The organism is Mesobacillus maritimus (assembly GCF_044803185.1).
In the GTDB taxonomy this organism is placed as follows: domain Bacteria; phylum Bacillota; class Bacilli; order Bacillales; family Cytobacillaceae; genus Mesobacillus_B; species Mesobacillus_B maritimus_B.
This window is the reverse complement of record NZ_CP085225.1, coordinates 3920775-3939209: the sequence shown is the minus strand read 5'-3', so window position 1 is coordinate 3939209 and position 18435 is coordinate 3920775. Positions and strand designations below refer to the sequence as shown.

The window sequence follows — 18435 nt, the reverse complement described above, 5'->3', positions numbered from 1 at the left end:
GAGGTACAACCTACGGTATGGATAACAGTTCTTTGATAAATATGATAATATGGGTGGGAAAAGGAAATGGAGGAAAAAACATGAATTCTCAGACTACTGAACAAGAATTTCTTGAATATGTAAAGAAAATGACTGCATATCAAGAGGCATTATCCGTTTTGTTTTGGGATTTAAGAACTGGAGCGCCGAAAGAGGGCGTCGAACAGCGCTCAGAGGTCATTGGCGTCTTATCTTCGGAGATTTTCAAGATGTCGACCTCTTCGGAAATGGCTTCCTATATAACACGGTTATCATCAGATGAATCTTTATCTGAACTTGTGAAAAAAACCGTAGAAGAATGTAAAAAGGAATATGACCGCAATAAAAAAATACCTGCCGATGAATACAAGGATTATGTTATTCTCCAATCAAAGGCAGAAAACGTCTGGGAGGAGGCAAAAGCAAAGTCGGATTTCAAATTGTTCTTGCCTTATCTTGAAAAGCTTGTAAGTACAACAAAGAAATTTATTGAGTATTGGGGTTATAAAGGGAATAAGTATAACACTCTTCTTGATATGTATGAGCCTGGGGTAACTGTAGATGTATTAGATAGTGTGTTTGGGAAGCTAAGGGAGCGGATTGTCCCACTAGTACAACGAATTGCTGATTCTCCAAATCAACCCGAAACAAAATTTTTATATGAACATTTTCCTAAAGAGAAACAACGCGATTTTAGTCTCAAGATTCTAGAACAAATGGGGTATAACTTCAATGCAGGAAGATTGGATGAAACGGTGCATCCCTTTGCAATTGGGATGAATCCTGGAGATGTTCGTGTTACGACAAAGTATGATGAAACCGATTTTCGAACAGCTGTGTTTGGTACCATTCATGAAGGTGGGCATGCCCTTTATGAGCAAAATCTCTCAAAAGAACTCATAGGTACCCCACTATGTACAGGAACTTCAATGGGGATTCACGAATCACAGTCATTATTTTTTGAGAATTTTGTTGGACGCAATCCTTCCTTTTGGAAAATGAATTATGATTTGTTGAAGAAATACTCAAATGGTCAGTTTTCTTCCGTTACCTTGGATGATTTTTATCGAGCAATTAATGAATCAAAACCGTCGTTAATTAGAATTGAAGCAGATGAATTGACCTACCCGCTACATATTATGATTCGTTATGAAATCGAAAAGGGTTTATTCAATGATGAAATTGAGGTTAAGGACCTGCCGCAAATCTGGAATGAAAAATATGAGCAATATCTCGGGGTTCGACCTGAAACTGATGCCGAAGGAGTACTGCAGGATGTTCACTGGGCTGGTGGTAGCTTTGGCTATTTCCCATCTTATGCCCTTGGGTATATGTATGCTGCACAGTTCAAGCACGCTATGTTAAAGGATATCCCGGAATTTGATCAATTACTTGAAAATGGGAATTTAAAGCCTATCCAGGAATGGTTAACGGCGAATATCCACCAGTATGGTAAGTTGAAACAACCGCTTGAGATTCTTGAAAGTGTGACAGGGGAAGGTTTGAATGCCGATTACCTTGCGGATTATTTACTGAAGAAGTATACGGAAGTCTATCAACTAGATTAAAAAAATTGATTTACTATTAAACTTAAATAAAAGGGGAAATTTTGGCTCTTGGCTTATTTGATGATCGCTTTTGCGGCAACGATGTGGGGACTGATTGGTTTCTTTGTAAAAGGCCTTTCAGAAATAGGATATAGTGCGATGGAGATTGTCACGATAAGGGTAGGAACTGCTGCCATCATGCTTTTGATTGTTGGTCTGAGCTTTTTTAGAGCTCAATTAAAAATTAAATTTCGAGATGTCCCTTTGTTTATTGGAACTGGCTTATTAAGTATTGTATTTTTTAACTGGTGTTATTTTACTGCGATTGAAAAAACGAATATCCCTGTTGCGGCTGCGCTGCTTTATACTTCACCTGCATTTGTCATCACCTTATCGGTACTCTTTTTAAAGGAGAAGCTTAACTTTAGAAAGCTATTGGCTGTAGGCGGGACGATTATTGGTTCGGCTTTGGTTGCAGAAATCACCTTAACTCAGGGCAGTAGCTTTTCATTTTCAAGCATTTTTATAGGTTTAGGTGCTGGACTCGGCTACGCACTTTATAGCATTTTCGGAAAGGTTGCGCTTAGGACCTATCACCCTTTTGCACTAACCTTTTATACGTTTCTAACTGCTGCTCTCTTTCTAGTCCCATCGTTTATCGGGAAGCCTCATACAAACCTGCTATTTCAGCCTGAGGTCTTTTTGTATGCAGTTGGTTTAGGGTTAGTCCCTACCGTATTGGCCTATTTTGCCTATTCCTGGGGGCTTGAGCAAGTTGAGAGTAGCCGTGCCGCCATCATTGCAACAGTTGAACCAGTTGCAGCAACCATTTTAGGGGTAATGGTTTACCTGGAGAAGATTTCTTTTATACAGGGCATGGGCATTGTACTCATCCTTGCATCTGTTATCTTAGTTAATCTACCGAAGGGAAAATACCGAATAAAAAATAAAAACCATGAAAAAAGCGCTCCCTCTTGAGGAGCGCTTTTATTTAAAGATTAGAAAGTATATAAGTTTTGACTTAGAGAATTGTCCAGCTCCAGCGGCTAACTCCTCGGGTCATAAGCCACCCCGGAATTGAAGGCAAAGAGCGCCTTCTCGCCTTCTATTCCGGGGTGGCTTATGCCAGTCGGAGTCGAACAAGCCGCCTCCGCTTTTCCTTTTCCTTTATCTCAGTTGGAGCGCTCCAGGCCATACGCCGCTGAACAGGGCGCTTGCGCTTTTCTTATAACCTACCACAATTTATAACCTTTAGAGCCGATTGGAGCATTTTCAATTAAGTCTATGAATGGAATCGTATAAGCAAATGCGATTAATAGCACGACAATCCCCAACCATAACTTCCAGTTTTCTAAAATCATCGGTGCCTTTTCTACAGGGTCAGCTGCTTCTCCAACAGGGAATTCTTCTTCTCCTTTTGGAGCAAAGAAAGCTAGATTAATAAAGATATATAGAACCAGGATAATGGCGATGAAAAGAATAGAACCCCCAACTGCTTGTGCAATTTGATATGGAATCCATTCAGCAGCTTGTGCTGCTCCACCGTACTCAGAGTAAGCAGAACGACGCGGTGCTCCGAGAAGACCGGCAGCATGCATCGCTCCAGACATAAACGTCATTCCGATTGCCCATAAGATTCCTTGAAGAATAGCAAGTTTATTCATCGCTTTCGTCAAGGTGCGTCCAGTTAAGTGCGGGATAAGCCAATAACTAATTCCGAAGAATGTAAGTATAACAGCAGTTGCGACAGTTAAATGGAAGTGTCCAGTGACCCAAATGGTGTTATGGACAACTTGGTTCATCTGATTAGAAGCATTGATAATTCCGCCAGCTCCACCAGGAATGAAGCTTAACATCCCGATAAAAGGGATAAGGAAACGAGCGTCGCCCCAAGGGAGCTTTTTCAGCCAGCCGAATAAGCCGGTAGCCCCTTTTGAACGGCCAAAGGTTTCAAAGGTAGCAAACAAAGAAAATGCAGTCATTAATGATGGAATGATAACCATGAACGTAAGAACTACTTGTAAAAACTTCCATGCTGGATCAATTCCAGGCTCCATCAATTGGTGATGGAATCCTACTGGAATTGAAAACAAAAGGAATAAGATAAACGATAAACGTGCAAGTGAGTCTGAGAATATCTTTCCACCTATTATTTTTGGGACTATTACATACCATGCCATATAGGCAGGCAACAACCAGAAGTAAACAAGTGGGTGGCCAAAATACCAGAATAAAGTCCTGCTGACTGCAACATCAATCCGCTCAACAAGACCAAGAGACCAAGGCAACATTTGAAACAATACCGTTGAAGCTACCCCGATTGTTGCAACAATCCACATAAGCGTGTTAACAAGGGACATGAACGTGAGCAATGGACTAGGCTGGCCCGGGTTTCTTCTTCTCCAAGCCACGTAAGCCATAATAATCACAGCTCCACTTACCCAGCTACCAACTATTACAAGGGTCAACCCAACATAGAAAAGAGCATGAGCTTGAAGAGGAGCATAAAAAGTGTATAATACAGATGCTTCATTTAATAAAATCATCACAGCGGCCATGACGGTTCCGATTGTCATCAACCAGAAACCTACCCAACCGGTGTTTCTTTGTTTATTTGTTAATGTTCCAGCTGTACGGCTTACGGCTACTAGTTGGAATCCCATAATGAAGTAAGTGGTCATAACAAGGGCTAGCACTACTCCGTGTAAGGTTAGAAGCTGATAGTAACCAATCCCAGCCGGTAGGGTAAATTGTCCTGATCTAACGAGTGTTTGGAGTAACCCGGCCATTCCACCAATGAAAAGACCAATGAATGCGACATAAAAATGTGCCATTCCTAGTTTAGCATCACGAGGGTCAACCTTTTTCATCTTTTCAACGAACGAAGTCATTTATTCCACCACCTTAATCATAGAAGACATCAAGTGGTGACCAGCACCACAATATTCGTTACAAACAATCAAGTATTCTCCGACTTTGTCAAAAGTAGTGACATATTCAGAGATATACCCTGGTTCCAGCATCATATTAATATTCGTTCCGGCAACGTTGAAGCCATGAACAACATCCTTTGTTGTCGCTAGGACTTTAACCTTTGCGCCTAGTGGAACTTCGATTTCACCAGGAGTATAGTTGAAGGCAGATGCAACGTATACCAACTCGTAATCCCATTCTTTCCCTTCAACCTTATTTAGACCAGGCTTATCAAATGGTGCGGTTGTATCTACTTTTTCCGGATTAATAGTAGCCAGGCAACTTGGCGGCTGATTCCCAAGGTAAAAGGCACTTACACCAATTACAGATAAGAACACGAGTAGAGTGGCAACTCCAAAGATAAGCCAGATTTTTTCAAACTTATGGATATGCATGTTTTTTTCTCCCCTTTGTCTCTCTATTAAAAACGATTTACAAATAATAAAAATACTCCAACCCATGTAATAATTAGGAAGAACCCTAACAAGAAAACAGAAGCTAGTGTTCCTTTTAAAGAGGATTGATCTTCTACCTTCGTACTCGTTCTTTTTTCGAGTCCTGGCTGAGCCATAATGACCACTCCTTTCAGTTAATTTTTTAATTTTTGTTTTAAAATAAGAATGATTACATTTTCATCATACAAAACAATCCGGTTATTTCCAGACTGTTTCTCACAGTTCACAAATTGTTCATTCGTTATATATCCACTATGATAATAGTAAAAAATTGATGTGACGGTGATTTTTGTCACAACAATAAAGGTGAAAATGTGAAAGAAATGTGAACAATAGAATGTGAGATTATGAACATTTCTTTGGGACATTCTTATCTGTGATTTGGAGCATTGACAGGGAAATGAAAGAAGGCTTGGATTTATAATCCGAACTTTTTATAATTATTTTTTAAAAACATTCGCCTTTTCAGTTGATATAATCCAATATAATGATATAATTACTTTGAAATTAATCGTTCTCTCATATAACGGCAGGGATATGGCCTGCAAGTTTCTACCAGACTACCGTAAACAGTCTGACTATGAGTGAGTAATGAGGAGTACTCTTTATTCGGAGTCTCTACATACCTTTGTGCTAAATGCCTGGGGGTCATTGCTTCATTCATTAAATGAGTGAAGCATGACTTCCAGGCATTTTTCATTTTTGTTAATTAAGAGGGGGAAATCATGGAGTTACTACAGAACAAGATTTTAACAGAGGGTAAAGTATTATCGGATCATGTTTTAAAGGTCGATTCTTTTTTAAATCATCAAGTAGATCCGAAATTGATGGAGGAAATTGGTAAGGAGTTTGCTGCTAGATTTAGTCATACACCAGTTACGAAAATTCTCACCCTTGAGTCATCAGGAATCGCTCCTGCAGTGATGACTGGTCTATATATGAATGTGCCTGTCATTTTTGCACGAAAAAGAAAATCGCTAACCCTAACAGATAACCTTCTAAATGCTAAAGTATATTCATTTACGAAGAATGAATACAATGAGGTATCGGTTTCTGGTTCATTTTTACAGAAGAATGATCATGTTTTGGTTCTGGATGATTTTCTTGCGAACGGTCAAGCGGCCCTTGGACTTATTGATTTAGCTCATCAAGCAGGGGCCACAGTCGCTGGAATCGGAATCGTTATTGAGAAATCCTTCCAAGAAGGTGGAGACCAGCTAAGGGAAATGGGGTTCAAAGTAGAATCTCTTGCACGCATTAAAACATTAAAAAATAAACAGGTTGAGTTTTTAATAGATAATAGAAAGGAAGTATTAAAATGACTAACAACCCCTTCAAAATCGCTTCCCTTGGAATTCAACATGTTTTAGCCATGTATGCAGGTGCGGTTGTTGTTCCATTAATTGTTGGAGGAGCTATCGGACTTACAAGTGAACAGCTAACCTATTTGGTTTCTATTGATATTTTAATGTGTGGGATTGCCACATTGCTCCAGGTTTGGAAAAATAGATTTTTTGGAATTGGGCTCCCTGTTGTCCTCGGGTGTACCTTTACGGCGGTAGGTCCAATGATTACAATCGGGGCAGAATATGGAATCTCTGCTATTTATGGGGCTATCCTTGTTTCGGGATTATTTGTTGTTCTAATTTCTAGATCCTTTGGGAAATTAATTCGTTTCTTCCCACCAGTTGTAACTGGATCCGTTGTAACCATAATTGGGATTACATTGATTCCAGTAGCAATGAATAATATGGCCGGTGGCGAGGGTAGTGCAGACTTTGGCTCTTTATCAAATATTGCTCTTGCTTTTGGGACATTAGCCTTTATCATCCTATTGTTTAGGTTTTCTGATGGATTTCTTCGCTCCATTGCAATTTTACTTGGTATCGTAGCTGGAACAATCGTAGCTTCGTTTATGGGGAAAACCAATTTTTCATCAGTAGCTGAAGCATCATGGTTTCATATGCCAGCTCCATTATATTTTGGAATGCCAACATTTGAGGTAACTCCTATCTTAACGATGATTCTAGTATCTTTGGTAGGGTTGGTCGAAGCAACTGGCGTTTATTTAGCACTGGGTGATATCTACAAACAGAAACTTACGGGGAAAGATATGGCTTCGGGGTATCGTGCAGAAGGTATAGCGATAATTCTTGGTGGGTTGTTCAACTCATTTCCTTACACAACCTTTTCGCAAAACGTTGGTCTCATCCAGTTGTCTGGGATTAAAACTAAGAACGTCATTTATACAGCCGCAGGCTTATTAATCGTATTAGGACTCATGCCGAAAATCGGAGCCTTAACCACAGTTATTCCTTCAGCTGTTCTGGGGGGAGCGATGGTAGCAATGTTCGGTATGGTTATGGCTTATGGGATTAAAATGCTTGGGAAAGTAGACTTTTCGTCACAAGAAAACTTATTGATAATTGCTTGTTCGGTGGGAATGGGCATGGGAGTAACAACCGTACCTAATTTGTTCTCTGAGTTCCCTAGCAGCCTCCAAATCCTAACAAGTAATGGGATTGTGGCAGGAAGTTTAACAGCGATTATGTTAAACATATTATTTAATGTAATCCCATTTAAGAAGAGTGCTGGATCGGTCTTAAACGAGCAAAAAGCATCATAATTTTTCGTCATTTTAAGGACCATTTCTGACTTATTTTAATAAACTAATAGAAAATGAATGATGTCAGGGATGTGTATTTAAATGCGTAAATATTATTGTGACCGTTGTCGGCGACTATACAACCAGTCATCCAACTGTACGTGTTGTGGTACAGTCGAACTAAAGGAGATTTGGATTGAAGTTCAAAACCAATCTGAAAATAACAATTAGAATGAGCACCGATTTAATCGGTGCTTATTTGTCTGTAAAATACCAAATCATGATAAAATAAACTGAAATGCATCTATGGGATGGTGATACATATGTTTTTACCTTCATTTCGACTGGATGGAAAAAGAGCCGTCGTAACTGGAGCAGGGAGAGGAATTGGCCGAGCACTTGCAGTAGGACTTGCCGAAGCGGGAGCAGATGTAGCCTTAATAGCTCGAACCCGTGAGGATTTGGAAGAAACAGCGTCCATCATACATGAATTAGGGAGCAGAACGCTGATTTTACAGGCTGATGTAACAAAAAGGAAAGAAGTCCAACAGGCAGTTGCACAAGTACAAGGCGAATGGAAAAACATTGATATTCTTATCAATAATGCTGGAATGAATATTCGTTCAAAAGCGTTAGAGGTAACCGATGAAGAGTGGCAGACCATAATGGATACAAACCTTAAGTCCGCTTTTATGTTTGCACAGGAAATAGGCAAAATCATGAAGGAACAGCCTACAGGAGGCAGAATAATTAATATTTCTTCAGTAGCGGGTCATGTTGCCTTAAGAACAGGTGTCGTTTATGCATCTACAAAGGCAGCAATGATTCAAATGACAAAGGTCCTTGCAATGGAGTGGGGGCAATATGGAATCAATGTAAACTCTATAGGACCATGGTATTTTAAAACTCCACTTACAGCAAAATTACTAGCAGATGAAGACTATGTGCGGGACATTCTAGCTGTCACCCCGTTGAAGCGTGTAGGGGAACTCCCAGAGCTTGTTGGACCAGTTGTATTCTTGAGCTCTGAAGCTGGAAGTTACGTGAGTGGCCAAACATTATTCGTTGACGGTGGGATGACCATTCATGGATTTTAATGGTTGGATTAAAATTGGAAAAGATTATGTACTGTAATCAGGAACAGACTCAGATATAATAAAGGAGCACAACAACTCCTTCAAAACGTTAGGCTTTCCCAATTCTTGGGGAGGCCTTTTTTTATTTAGGCTCTTTTCTCAAACTTTATTGCTTTTAAAGAGTAAAAACCAATAATCTAAGTCATTCTGAGTTACCAAAAAAATCACTAATGAGAAAAGAGCTTGCAAACGAATTGAAAACCTAATAACTAGCTGTTCTTACGCTTAAATCGGCTTTAGGATTTAAGCAACAATCTTTACGAAAACAGCCTTTATTTAAGATAGGTGAATACTCTTTCAAATAATGGTAAAAGTAACCTTATTATACATAGGGAGAGTTGCATGATGCCAACGATTCTATCTGTTTCCGAAGCGATTCCACCGTTTGCTATCAATCAGGATCAAGTAATGGAATTTGCTAAAGAGCTATTTTCGGAATCTTTTCAGGATATAAATAGGTTATTACCGGTTTTTATAAACGGACAAATTGAGAAGCGTCACTTCGCCAAAGGACTAGATTGGTTTAAGACAGAACATTCTCTTCAGGAAAAAAATAATGCTTATCTTGAATCTGCAGTTGCTTTAGGAGTAGAGGCTATTGAAAAATGTTTATCTACCTCTACGTATTTAAACAAAGATATTCCTTATGAAGAAATCGAGGCCATTTTTACGATAACGAGTACAGGAATTTCAACCCCGAGTTTGGAGGCTCGGATTATGAATCTTCTTCCTTTTTCCGCGCACACAAAGCGTATTCCAATTTGGGGATTAGGCTGTGCAGGAGGAGCCTCAGGACTATCAAGGGCCTATGAGTACTGTCTCGCTTTTCCTAAATCGAAGGTGCTCGTACTAGCGGTTGAAATGTGTAGCTTGACCTTTCAAAGAAATGATCGCTCAAAAAGCAATCTTGTCGGTTCTTCTCTTTTTGCGGATGGTGTTGCAGCAGTGGTGGTTTGCGGGGATGAAGCGAACCTGCATCCTTATCAAAAGCTTGAAGCTTTACCAAAGATAGTAGCGACAAAATCAACATTGATGAACGATTCTCTTGATGTGATGGGATGGGATATGAAGAATGAAGGACTCCATGTGGTTTTTTCAAGGGATATTCCTACAATCGTTGAAAATTGGTTAGAACCGAACGTACAGTCCTTCTTACAAGAACATTGTGGGAGGATAAGTGAGGTGGATCATTTTATTGCTCACCCCGGTGGTAAGAAAGTGTTGGATGCGTATGAAAAGGCTCTAGGCCTAGCTAAAGGCATGACTGAAATTCCCCTACAAGTCCTTAAGGAGTATGGGAATATGTCCTCTGTTACGATTCTATATGTCTTGAAAAGGTTCATGGAGCTGGCAAAATCGGGAGATATTGGTCTTGCTGTAGCATTGGGACCAGGGTTTAGTTCGGAAATGCTGCTAATGAGGTGGCAGTAAGATGTTCTTTTATTTATTTATAATTTTTATCATTATTCAACGACTAACTGAATTAGCTATCGCGAGAAAAAATGAACGCTGGATGAAAGCGAAAGGAGCGGTTGAGTTTGGCTCAGGTCATTATCCAATCATGGTCCTGCTGCATTCAGCTTTCATCATCACGTTGATTTTTGAAGTTTTGTATTTTCAACGGGAACTTTCCCGTTTTTGGTTCTTATTGTTAGTTGGTTTCCTTTTCACACAGGCAATGAGGATCTGGGCCCTACGATCTCTTGGTCCATATTGGAATACAAAGATTATTGTGCTTCCAGGTGCTAAAGTTGTGAAAAAGGGTCCATACCAATTTATTAAGCATCCGAATTATGTCATAGTTGCACTAGAAATCATTCTTATCCCAATGTTATTTAATGCTTATACTACTGCGGTTTTATTTACAATGCTAAATATCATGATACTCTCGGTTCGAATACCGGCAGAAGAGAGAGCGCTTACGACGTGGACTGGTTATGACACTGAGCTTGAAGGACATCGGCGATTCCTCCCGGTGTTGAAAGGGGGGAAAAACCCAAGTTCTTAATTATAGTTGTCCATAGTCGGCCTGTTTAATTTGTTAAATAAGTATGACAATTCGAAACAGAATGTTGAAGAGTGGATTGAAACATGATAAAATTTCTATTGAGGATGAAAATTATTCTCAATTAAATAGCATCTACAAGGATGGTGGAAAACAATGACATCATTGTTTGTTATTTCGACTGTAGCTGTGTACTCTGTTGTTATGAAATATGTATTAGATCACGTTGGGAAACCGCAATAACTTTATACTTACTCTTGTAAACTCGGGTAACCGGGTTTTTTATTTTGGGAAAGTTCCTTAATAGTGGCTGTTTCGTAAAGATTGTTGTTAAATTCCTAAGGCCGAATCTAACGCAAGTTAAGCTACTTTGTACGTTATAGTAAGTTTGCAAGCTCTTTTTTCATAAAATAATCGATATTTTGAAGTGAAGCAAAGCTTAATTCCCAATAATCTTTATTAAAAGCAACAATGTTTGAGAAAAGAGCCTTAATAGTGGCTGTTCCGTAAAGATAGTTGTTAAATTCCTAAGGCCGAATCTAACGCAAGATAAGCTACTTTGTAAGTTATAGTAAGTTTGCAAGCTCTTTTCTCATAATAATCGATATTTTGAAGTGAACCAAGCTTAATTCCCAATAATCTATATTCAAAGTAACAAAGTTTGAGAAAAGAGCCTTAATGATAGAAGTTTCACTTTATTCTGGGAATAAAACGAAAAATCATATAAAATGGAGGTGTTCACAAATTCGTCACAAGGGGTTTAATTTATGGGTCTATTAGTTGCTCAAAAGGATAAACAGCTTCTAGGGAAAATCATGAAGCTACATCGTCTGTTTTCAAAACATGAAGATCTCGATGCATCTGCAAAGTCAAGGGAACTAGGAAGAAAAACATTAGAAAGAGAATTTGCGATTGCATTTTGTGGCCATTTCTCTGCTGGAAAATCAAGCATGATCAACTCCTTAATTGGAGAAGACATCCTTCCTTCAAGTCCAATCCCTACAAGTGCCAATCTGGTAAAGGTTAAATCTGGAGAAGAATATGCTCGTGTTTACTTTAAAGAGGGAAAACCAAGGTTATATCCTGCCCCATATGATTATGACGCAGTAAAAAATTACTGTAAGGATGGGGACCAGATTGAATCTTTAGAGATTAGTCATAAGGGATCAGGCCTATTAAATGATGTGGTTGTAATGGATACTCCAGGAATTGACTCCGCAGATGATGCTCATCGAATCGCCACGGAATCGGCTCTCCATTTAGCTGATTTAGTTTTATATGTGATGGACTATAATCATGTCCAATCCGAGCTGAACTTTCTGTTTACAAAGGAATTAACCGATGCGGGGAAAGAGCTATACCTAGTTGTCAACATGATCGATAAGCATCGTGAAGAAGAACTAAAGTTTGAAGACTTTAAGAAGAGTGTAGTCGACTCATTTGCTGCTTGGGGTGTCCATCCGAAAGGGATTTATTTTACATCGCTAAAAAAACCGAACATGAAGCATAACCAATTTGATGCGCTTCAACAATTTTTACAAGAGCGAATTCAAAAGCGCGAAAAAATGCTTCCAGAGTCTGTCTTTAAATCGCTTGTTAAAGTTTCAGAAGATCATGTGAAGCTTTTGACAGAGACTGCTGAGGAGAAGATATCCATCCTAACAGACCGTTTACAGGAGGTCCCTGAAGCGGATTGGGATCAGTTAACGGAAGAACACTCGAAAATAAAAACAAAAATTAAAGAACTACAAAGCCAGGAAGTAAGTGTGCTTTCGACATTCATCAATGGAATGGAAGATATTTTAAAGAATGCCTACTTAATGCCTTTCAAAACTCGTGAACTAGCAGAATCCTACCTTACATCGATGCAACCTGATTTTAAAGTAGGTTTGTTTTTTGCTAAACAGAAGACACTTCAAGAACGAGCAAATAGGTGCGACCTGTTTTATCAAGATTTAGCAGAAAAGGTCCAAGCACAACTGGATTGGCACTTAAAAGAATTTCTCCTTACTAGCTTGAAGGAACAAGGAATCGAGAATGGTAATCTTCAGACAATGGCCCAATCTTTTAAAGTCGATTTTCCAAAAGAACTGCTTCAACAAACGATTAAAACAGGTGCAGTTGTATCAGGTGATTATGTCCTAAATTATACAACCGATGTCGCAGAAGGGTTAAAAAAACAAGCACGTGAACAGCTTAGAAGCTTTAGAGAGGCATATCTAGATGCCGTTAAATCATTATCCGAATTGGAAATGGCCGAAGCGAAAAAGCAGGAAGAAAACCTTCGGCAGTTGGTTGACACCTATGAGGAGTTGCTGGAAAGACAAGAATTGCTTTCTACTAGGAAAGAGGCAATCTTTGAGGTTTTATATGGAGACGTTCAGTCCCCTCCCCTTATGGAGGAAGCAACCTCTCTGTTCATTACAGAGATTGATGAAGAAGTTGTTCTGAATTCTGGCAAGAACACTCCCGAAAAGCAAACTGAAGGGAAAGCTAGTAGAACCGCAGAGTCTAAAAGCGAAAAAGTTAGTAAAGAGAATCTGAAAAACTATCATGCCGAGGTAAACAAGCTGGTTGAAAAACTACGAGTGACAGCTGATAAAGTCGAAAGTTTGCCTGGGTTAAAAAGGATTAGAAAAGAGCTCATAGAGAAGTCTCATCGACTTGAAAATCAGCAGTTCACGGTTGCGTTGTTTGGTGCATTTAGTGCTGGGAAATCCTCGTTTGCTAATGCGCTAATTGGAGAAAATCTGCTTCCTGTATCACCGAATCCAACAACCGCTGCAATTAATAAAATTAAACCAGTTGATGTTGAGCACCCACATGGGACCGTTTCAGTGAAGGTAAAAGATACTGGACAATTACTTGAGGAAATAAATCGCTCCTTAAAGCTTTTTAATCTTGAAGCAGTCGATTTTACTCAGGCCCTTGAAAAAATTGCTGCTATTCAAATGAGTCAAGCCACTACGGGGGCTGCAGAAAAACTTCATCATTCGTTTTTACGGGCCTTCACTGCAGGATACCATTTATTTGAAGGTAAGATGGGGAATGTTTTCTCAACTGATTTGAATTCATTCCGAGGGTACGTAGCTGATGAAGAAAAGTCGTGTTTTGTTGAATGGATTGAAGTTTATTATGATTGTGAGTTGACTAGGGAAGGCGTTAGCCTTGTTGATACACCGGGGGCAGACTCAATCAATGCAAGACACACAGGTGTCGCCTTTGATTATATTAAAAACTCTGATGCGATTCTGTTTGTTACTTACTATAATCACGCCTTCTCCAGAGCAGATAGAGAATTTCTAATTCAACTTGGACGGGTGAAGGATACCTTTGAGCTTGATAAAATGTTTTTTATAGTTAATGCGATTGATTTGGCAAATTCGCAAAATGAAATGGATGACGTTCTAGAATATGTTGAAGGTCAGTTAGTGCAATATGGGATAAGGAACCCGCATTTACACCCAGTTTCTAGTCTGCAAGCTTTAAAGGAAAAAACTGAGAATAGGGTGGGGGATTCTAGATTTGACCAATTTGAACAATCCTTCTATTCGTTTATTTCTAATGACTTAATGAAAATGGCAATGGAGTCTGCTGAAGCGAAATGGCAATTATCCCTACAGACTCTTGGTAAGCTCCTGCAATCTGCTGAAGAAGGTCAAGAAGAAAAAGAAGAAAAACTCGCTACGCTTGAACAAGAAAGACTAGCAGTTCTTCAGCATATCTCAGCCAAAGACACTGACTTTTTACAAAAACAGCTTAACCAAGAGGCTGATGAGCTTGTTTACTATATTAAACAAAGAGTGTTTTTAAGGTTTAGTGACTTTTTCCGGGAATCGTTTAATCCTTCGGTGATTAAAGATGATGGTCGCGACTTAAAACAAGCTTTGCAATCAGCTCTTGACGAATTAATTGAATCAATAGGGTATGATTTCCTTCAGGAAATGCGAGCTACAACGTTAAGGGTTGAATCTTTCATTACAAAGTTGTTAGAAGAATTTCAGATACGCTTAAGTGATGAAGTACAAAAATTGTCTGCCGATTTATCTATTTCAAGGTTAGAAGTAACTGATTTCGAGAAAATTGATTTTACCATAGCGTTCAAAGACCTAGATAAGAAGATCTTTAAGAAAGCACTTGGGATGTTTAAAAATCCAAAAGCCTTCTTTGAAAAAGACGAGAAAAGAGCTATGAGTGAAGAAATTGAAAGGCTTTTACAGCAGCCAGCAGAAGATTATTTGCATGATCAAGGCAGGTCCTTGAAAGAACATTATCTTTATGCTCTAGAAAAGCACCTAGAACACGTTCGAACGGAGTGGATTGAACAGACGGAAGAATATTACACAGGTGTTAAGTCGACTCTTTCAACCGATTTTCCTATAGATGAACTAAAAGATACCTATTATAAGGTGAAGTCTCTTTCTTAAGGACGTGAACAAATGAAGGAATGGCTAAATCATATTGAAGCAGAATATGGGATTGAAATTTTGTTTGCTTGTGAAGTGGGAAGCCGCGCATGGGGATATGCCTCGCCACATTCGGATCAGGATATTCGGTTTATCTATAAGCATCATGATACACGTAATTATTTTTCGCTTGATCCGCCCCTAGAGGTCATTACGGTTAAATCTCCGTATGATGCTCAAGGCTGGGATATACAGAAGGCTTTTCGCTTACTTCGAAAGTCAAACCCTAATTTGTTTGAGTGGTCCTATTCTCCAAATGTTTATCTAAATAAAGATAATTTTCAAACAAAATTGCAGCGTATCGTGAAAAGGGGGTATTCCCCTTTTTCACTTTGTATGCATTATTTAAATCTTGCCAGGCGCATTATTAAAGAAATTGACCGAAGTAAATTTACAAACCAAGAGCAAAAACATCTTCTATATTGTCTTAGGTCTTTGATGATTTTTCGAGGTTTAGTTCAGTCCAGTACCGTCTCAGGTCAACTTATTCCAAGCGAAGCCCATATAAACAATATGAGTTGTAGTCCTGAACACAGGGTATTTGTAAATTTAATAAACGCTAAGAAGAGAGGCGAGCTTATTATAGAGGAAGATAGAGAGAGCGCTTATATCTTGGTTGAACAATTAATTAACGAATATAAATCAGAAGAAATAAACGCTTTGGCAAAAGGAACGAATCTGACCAAACCACTAAATGAATGGCTATGGGAGATAATTGGCCTCTGGAGGGAGTAAGATGGCGGACCGATTTCACGTATGTGCTTCTTGTGTCAATTTCCGTGCACTTCGAACAGAAGATGGAATGAAGTATTTTTGTGATCGACTCGGTTATGAAACGAAAACCAATTATAAGTTCAATTGTTGGGAGCCTAAACAACAGGTTAAAAAGTTAATGGAAAAAAGAAAACGTTGAAACGCTAAAGGTGTCGGAATATATGGGAAACCGAGCTTCCTTATGTTTCTAGGAACCAATTTATTCTCTTATCCTCAAATTTCTCCTAAGCATGTTATAATGGATAGGTTGTCTTTCGTAAAGTCCACCTGAAATCTCAAGGATAGAATTGCTTGAAGAAGAATAAGGAGGAAATATAATTTGAAAAACTCAAACTTAATGTTAGTAGATGGTATGGCCTTATTATTTCGTGCCTTTTATGCGACTGCAGTAACAGGTCAATTTATGATTAATACTAAAGGGGTCCCGACGAATGGCGTACAGGGATTCGTTAAGCATATGATGACTGCTATTGGAAAATTCAACCCAAGTCATGTTGCGGTCTGTTGGGATATGGGCAGCAAAACATTTAGAACAGAGATGTTCCCCGATTACAAAGCAAATCGTGGCGAAGCACCGATTGAACTAATACCTCAGTTTGAACTCGTTAAGGAAGTTGTAGAAGCATTTGATATTCCTAATATTGGCGTGCCTGGCTATGAAGCGGATGATTGCATCGGAACGATTGCGCGGACAGCTCATGAGGACGTTCGAGTCTCTATTTTAACTGGTGATAAAGATATCCTCCAACTCATCAATGATCGGACTTCTGTTATTTTATTACAAAAAGGGTATGGAAATTATCAAGTCCATAATCGTGATTCTTTATATAATGAAAAAGGAATCTGGCCAGAACAGATGATAGACTTAAAGGCATTGATGGGAGATCCTAGTGATAACTATCCTGGCGTTAAAGGAATTGGGGAGAAAACAGCTATTAAGCTACTCCAACAGTTTGATAATGTGGAGGGAATATTAGAGAATCTCAATTCAATAACGAAATCCCAACGTGCTAAAATTGAGCAGGATTTGGAAATGCTTCACCTTAGTCGCCAACTTGCTGCAATTAAATGCGATGTCGAGGTGAGTTGTTCTCTAGAAACAGCATCACTCCAAATTAATCGTGAAAAGGTGCTAAATAAATTTCAGGAAGTGGAATTTAAAGGCTTGCATAAATTTATACCTAACGAAAAGGAACTCGCTTAGTCCAAGAAACGGCCGAAATTTTTCGGCCGTTTTTTTGTTGGATCTAAGGACTACTAGTTATTAGCGTTATCATTCTGAAAATGTCTAGCTCCAGTACCCAGCTACTATGCACTAAGCTAAACGTGCCTTACGCTGTTCACTTTGTATTACTTCTTTTCGCAGCATTCTCGAGTTTTGTTTTAGGACTTTCCGTTAACTCAGCATCTTGTCCATATCCCTGTGGGTTAACACCAGGTGCCTTCGTTCCTCGTCCATGTTTTTTACTCAATCCAAATCACTCCTTACGATTAAGTAGCGGCTGATTATCTTCAGCCTTACTGAAACAGAATCCCCTATTTAAAGGGCTATTTCAGTTTATTTCATACTTATTATGCTTCTAAAGAATAAAAACAGACGCTTTTTTTCAAATTAATAATGAGGTGAGCGATTTGAATAAAGGTGTAGTCATCGCATTATCAAGTATCGGAATCGCACAAGCGTTAAAAATTCCAATCCATTTTCTAAAACATAAAGAATGGAAACCGGATTTGTTTTTTGCTACAGGAGGAATGCCAAGTTCCCATTCGGCCGGAGTATCGTCTTTGAGTACTTATGTTGCTTTGAAACGAGGAGTACCAACAATCGATTTTGCCCTGTCGGTTGTATTTGGAATGATTGTTATGTATGATGCTCAAGGTATAAGAAGGCAGACAGGTGAGCTAACATTAAAGGTAAATGACCTTGATGAATTGATTGATAAGATTCATGACCATGAGACAGTTAAATACGAAGAGAAAACTCCTGAACCACTGAAGGAGGTTCTTGGACATAAGCCTGGCGAGGTTCTTGCAGGTGCAGCTGTTGGGATATTTCTAGGAATGCTTGGGTATCAATTTTCGAAAAAATGATAGAAGTTTGTCGAATTATTTGGTAATATCTATTTAGGAAATGGAGATTCACCAGAGAGGGTTGGCCGTTAAATGAGTACACTAGAGGAATACTTGCTCATTTTAAGAAGCAAGGGCTTTCATTTTGGGGAAGATGCAATTGGCTTCATTTACTTCGGGAAACAATATACCGAAGCATCGGATGTCTTAATAAAAACAGCGATAGAGCTGACGTTAAAAATACAAAAAGAGTTTGATGGAAGCTTTTATATTTCATTGCTGGAGAGCTTTAAGGCAAACGGGATTGAAGAACGTAGTGAAGCACTTGCTTATATACAGGCTAAGCAGATACTCCCTTTGTCATAACTAGAGAAGGAGCCGATTCG

17 protein-coding genes and 1 riboswitch are annotated in these 18435 nt (G+C 39.0%); of the genes, 13 read left to right on the top strand and 4 right to left on the bottom strand.

Features of this window, described 5'->3' with window-relative positions; translation table 11 throughout:
- The first annotated feature begins 80 nt into the window (after window positions 1-80).
- Both LG336_RS19040 and LG336_RS19035 read left to right on the top strand, forming a co-directional pair.
- On the top strand, window positions 81-1586 hold the full coding sequence (locus tag LG336_RS19040; RefSeq protein WP_404329067.1) for a carboxypeptidase M32: 1506 nt from the start codon (window positions 81-83) through the stop codon (window positions 1584-1586).
- Window positions 1587-1634: 48 nt separating this feature from the next.
- Window positions 1635-2543 carry a DMT family transporter gene (locus LG336_RS19035; protein ID WP_404329066.1) on the top strand — a complete coding sequence of 303 codons (909 nt, stop codon included), beginning with the start codon at window positions 1635-1637 and terminating at the stop codon, window positions 2541-2543.
- A 254-nt stretch (window positions 2544-2797) separates the two neighbouring features.
- Here LG336_RS19035 and LG336_RS19030 read toward each other — a convergent pair whose 3' ends face one another.
- Genes LG336_RS19030 through LG336_RS19020 form a run of 3 tightly spaced genes read right to left on the bottom strand, consistent with a single transcriptional unit; the run spans window position 2798 to window position 5109 of the window.
- Window positions 2798-4456: a b(o/a)3-type cytochrome-c oxidase subunit 1 gene (locus LG336_RS19030; protein ID WP_404329065.1), complete on the bottom strand. Its 1659-nt coding sequence runs from the start codon at window positions 4454-4456 to the stop codon at window positions 2798-2800.
- The gene (locus tag LG336_RS19025) at window positions 4457-4933 is read right to left on the bottom strand and encodes a cytochrome c oxidase subunit II (protein ID WP_404329064.1); all 477 of its coding nucleotides are present in this window, start codon (window positions 4931-4933) and stop codon (window positions 4457-4459) included.
- 26 nt (window positions 4934-4959) lie between these two features.
- The gene (locus LG336_RS19020; protein WP_404329063.1) at window positions 4960-5109 is read right to left on the bottom strand and encodes a cytochrome c oxidase subunit 2A; all 150 of its coding nucleotides are present in this window, start codon (window positions 5107-5109) and stop codon (window positions 4960-4962) included.
- A gap of 383 nt (window positions 5110-5492) precedes the next feature.
- Window positions 5493-5594, top strand: a riboswitch (purine riboswitch).
- A gap of 124 nt (window positions 5595-5718) precedes the next feature.
- On the opposite strand from LG336_RS19020, the gene LG336_RS19015 reads away from it, so the two are divergent.
- The 9 genes from LG336_RS19015 (at window position 5719) to LG336_RS18975 (ending at window position 17183) form a co-directional block, all read left to right on the top strand.
- Entirely contained in the window at window positions 5719-6315 is a 597-nt protein-coding gene (locus LG336_RS19015) for a xanthine phosphoribosyltransferase (protein ID WP_404329062.1), read from the top strand.
- A complete protein-coding gene (locus tag LG336_RS19010; RefSeq protein ID WP_404329061.1) occupies window positions 6312-7619 on the top strand; it encodes a nucleobase:cation symporter-2 family protein in 1308 nt (435 codons plus the stop codon). The genes LG336_RS19015 and LG336_RS19010 overlap by 4 nt, the downstream gene beginning before the upstream one ends.
- Before the next feature lie 302 nt (window positions 7620-7921).
- A complete protein-coding gene (locus LG336_RS19005) occupies window positions 7922-8695 on the top strand; it encodes an SDR family NAD(P)-dependent oxidoreductase (protein WP_404329060.1) in 774 nt (257 codons plus the stop codon).
- 384 nt (window positions 8696-9079) lie between these two features.
- Window positions 9080-10165, top strand: a complete 1086-nt coding sequence (locus tag LG336_RS19000) for a type III polyketide synthase (protein WP_404333222.1) — start codon at window positions 9080-9082, stop codon at window positions 10163-10165.
- 1 nt (window position 10166) lies between these two features.
- Window positions 10167-10742, top strand: coding sequence for an isoprenylcysteine carboxyl methyltransferase family protein (locus tag LG336_RS18995; RefSeq protein WP_404329059.1), 576 nt, complete (start codon window positions 10167-10169; stop codon window positions 10740-10742).
- 764 nt (window positions 10743-11506) lie between these two features.
- Window positions 11507-15166, top strand: a complete 3660-nt coding sequence (locus LG336_RS18990) for a dynamin family protein (protein WP_404329058.1) — start codon at window positions 11507-11509, stop codon at window positions 15164-15166.
- A 12-nt stretch (window positions 15167-15178) separates the two neighbouring features.
- Window positions 15179-15940 carry a DNA polymerase beta superfamily protein gene (locus tag LG336_RS18985; protein ID WP_404329057.1) on the top strand — a complete coding sequence of 254 codons (762 nt, stop codon included), beginning with the start codon at window positions 15179-15181 and terminating at the stop codon, window positions 15938-15940.
- A 1-nt stretch (window position 15941) separates the two neighbouring features.
- Entirely contained in the window at window positions 15942-16118 is a 177-nt protein-coding gene (locus LG336_RS18980; protein ID WP_404329056.1) for a hypothetical protein, read from the top strand.
- 198 nt (window positions 16119-16316) lie between these two features.
- On the top strand, window positions 16317-17183 hold the full coding sequence (locus tag LG336_RS18975) for a 5'-3' exonuclease H3TH domain-containing protein (protein ID WP_404333221.1): 867 nt from the start codon (window positions 16317-16319) through the stop codon (window positions 17181-17183).
- A 136-nt stretch (window positions 17184-17319) separates the two neighbouring features.
- Here the strand turns inward: LG336_RS18975 and sspL are convergent, their stop codons facing one another.
- A complete protein-coding gene (sspL, locus tag LG336_RS18970) occupies window positions 17320-17451 on the bottom strand; it encodes a small, acid-soluble spore protein L (protein WP_404329055.1) in 132 nt (43 codons plus the stop codon).
- Between the two features lie 160 nt (window positions 17452-17611).
- Between sspL and LG336_RS18965 the strand changes: the two genes are divergently transcribed.
- Both LG336_RS18965 and LG336_RS18960 read left to right on the top strand, forming a co-directional pair.
- Window positions 17612-18070, top strand: a complete 459-nt coding sequence (locus LG336_RS18965; protein ID WP_404329054.1) for a divergent PAP2 family protein — start codon at window positions 17612-17614, stop codon at window positions 18068-18070.
- A gap of 72 nt (window positions 18071-18142) precedes the next feature.
- Complete coding sequence (locus LG336_RS18960) at window positions 18143-18415, top strand: DUF6123 family protein (RefSeq protein WP_404329053.1); 273 nt, start codon at window positions 18143-18145, stop codon at window positions 18413-18415.
- Window positions 18416-18435: the final 20 nt, after the last annotated feature.

Coding starts and splice junctions, on each gene's coding strand:
- LG336_RS19040 (WP_404329067.1), top strand. CDS start 81: ATGAATTCTCAGACTACTGAACAAGAATTTCTTGAATATGTAAAGAAA.
- LG336_RS19030 (WP_404329065.1), bottom strand. CDS start 4,456: ATGACTTCGTTCGTTGAAAAGATGAAAAAGGTTGACCCTCGTGATGCT.
- LG336_RS19025 (WP_404329064.1), bottom strand. CDS start 4,933: ATGCATATCCATAAGTTTGAAAAAATCTGGCTTATCTTTGGAGTTGCC.
- LG336_RS19020 (WP_404329063.1), bottom strand. CDS start 5,109: ATGGCTCAGCCAGGACTCGAAAAAAGAACGAGTACGAAGGTAGAAGAT.
- LG336_RS19015 (WP_404329062.1), top strand. CDS start 5,719: ATGGAGTTACTACAGAACAAGATTTTAACAGAGGGTAAAGTATTATCG.
- LG336_RS19010 (WP_404329061.1), top strand. CDS start 6,312: ATGACTAACAACCCCTTCAAAATCGCTTCCCTTGGAATTCAACATGTT.
- LG336_RS19005 (WP_404329060.1), top strand. CDS start 7,922: ATGTTTTTACCTTCATTTCGACTGGATGGAAAAAGAGCCGTCGTAACT.
- LG336_RS19000 (WP_404333222.1), top strand. CDS start 9,080: ATGCCAACGATTCTATCTGTTTCCGAAGCGATTCCACCGTTTGCTATC.
- LG336_RS18995 (WP_404329059.1), top strand. CDS start 10,167: ATGTTCTTTTATTTATTTATAATTTTTATCATTATTCAACGACTAACT.
- LG336_RS18990 (WP_404329058.1), top strand. CDS start 11,507: ATGGGTCTATTAGTTGCTCAAAAGGATAAACAGCTTCTAGGGAAAATC.
- LG336_RS18985 (WP_404329057.1), top strand. CDS start 15,179: ATGAAGGAATGGCTAAATCATATTGAAGCAGAATATGGGATTGAAATT.
- LG336_RS18980 (WP_404329056.1), top strand. CDS start 15,942: ATGGCGGACCGATTTCACGTATGTGCTTCTTGTGTCAATTTCCGTGCA.
- LG336_RS18975 (WP_404333221.1), top strand. CDS start 16,317: ATGTTAGTAGATGGTATGGCCTTATTATTTCGTGCCTTTTATGCGACT.
- LG336_RS18960 (WP_404329053.1), top strand. CDS start 18,143: ATGAGTACACTAGAGGAATACTTGCTCATTTTAAGAAGCAAGGGCTTT.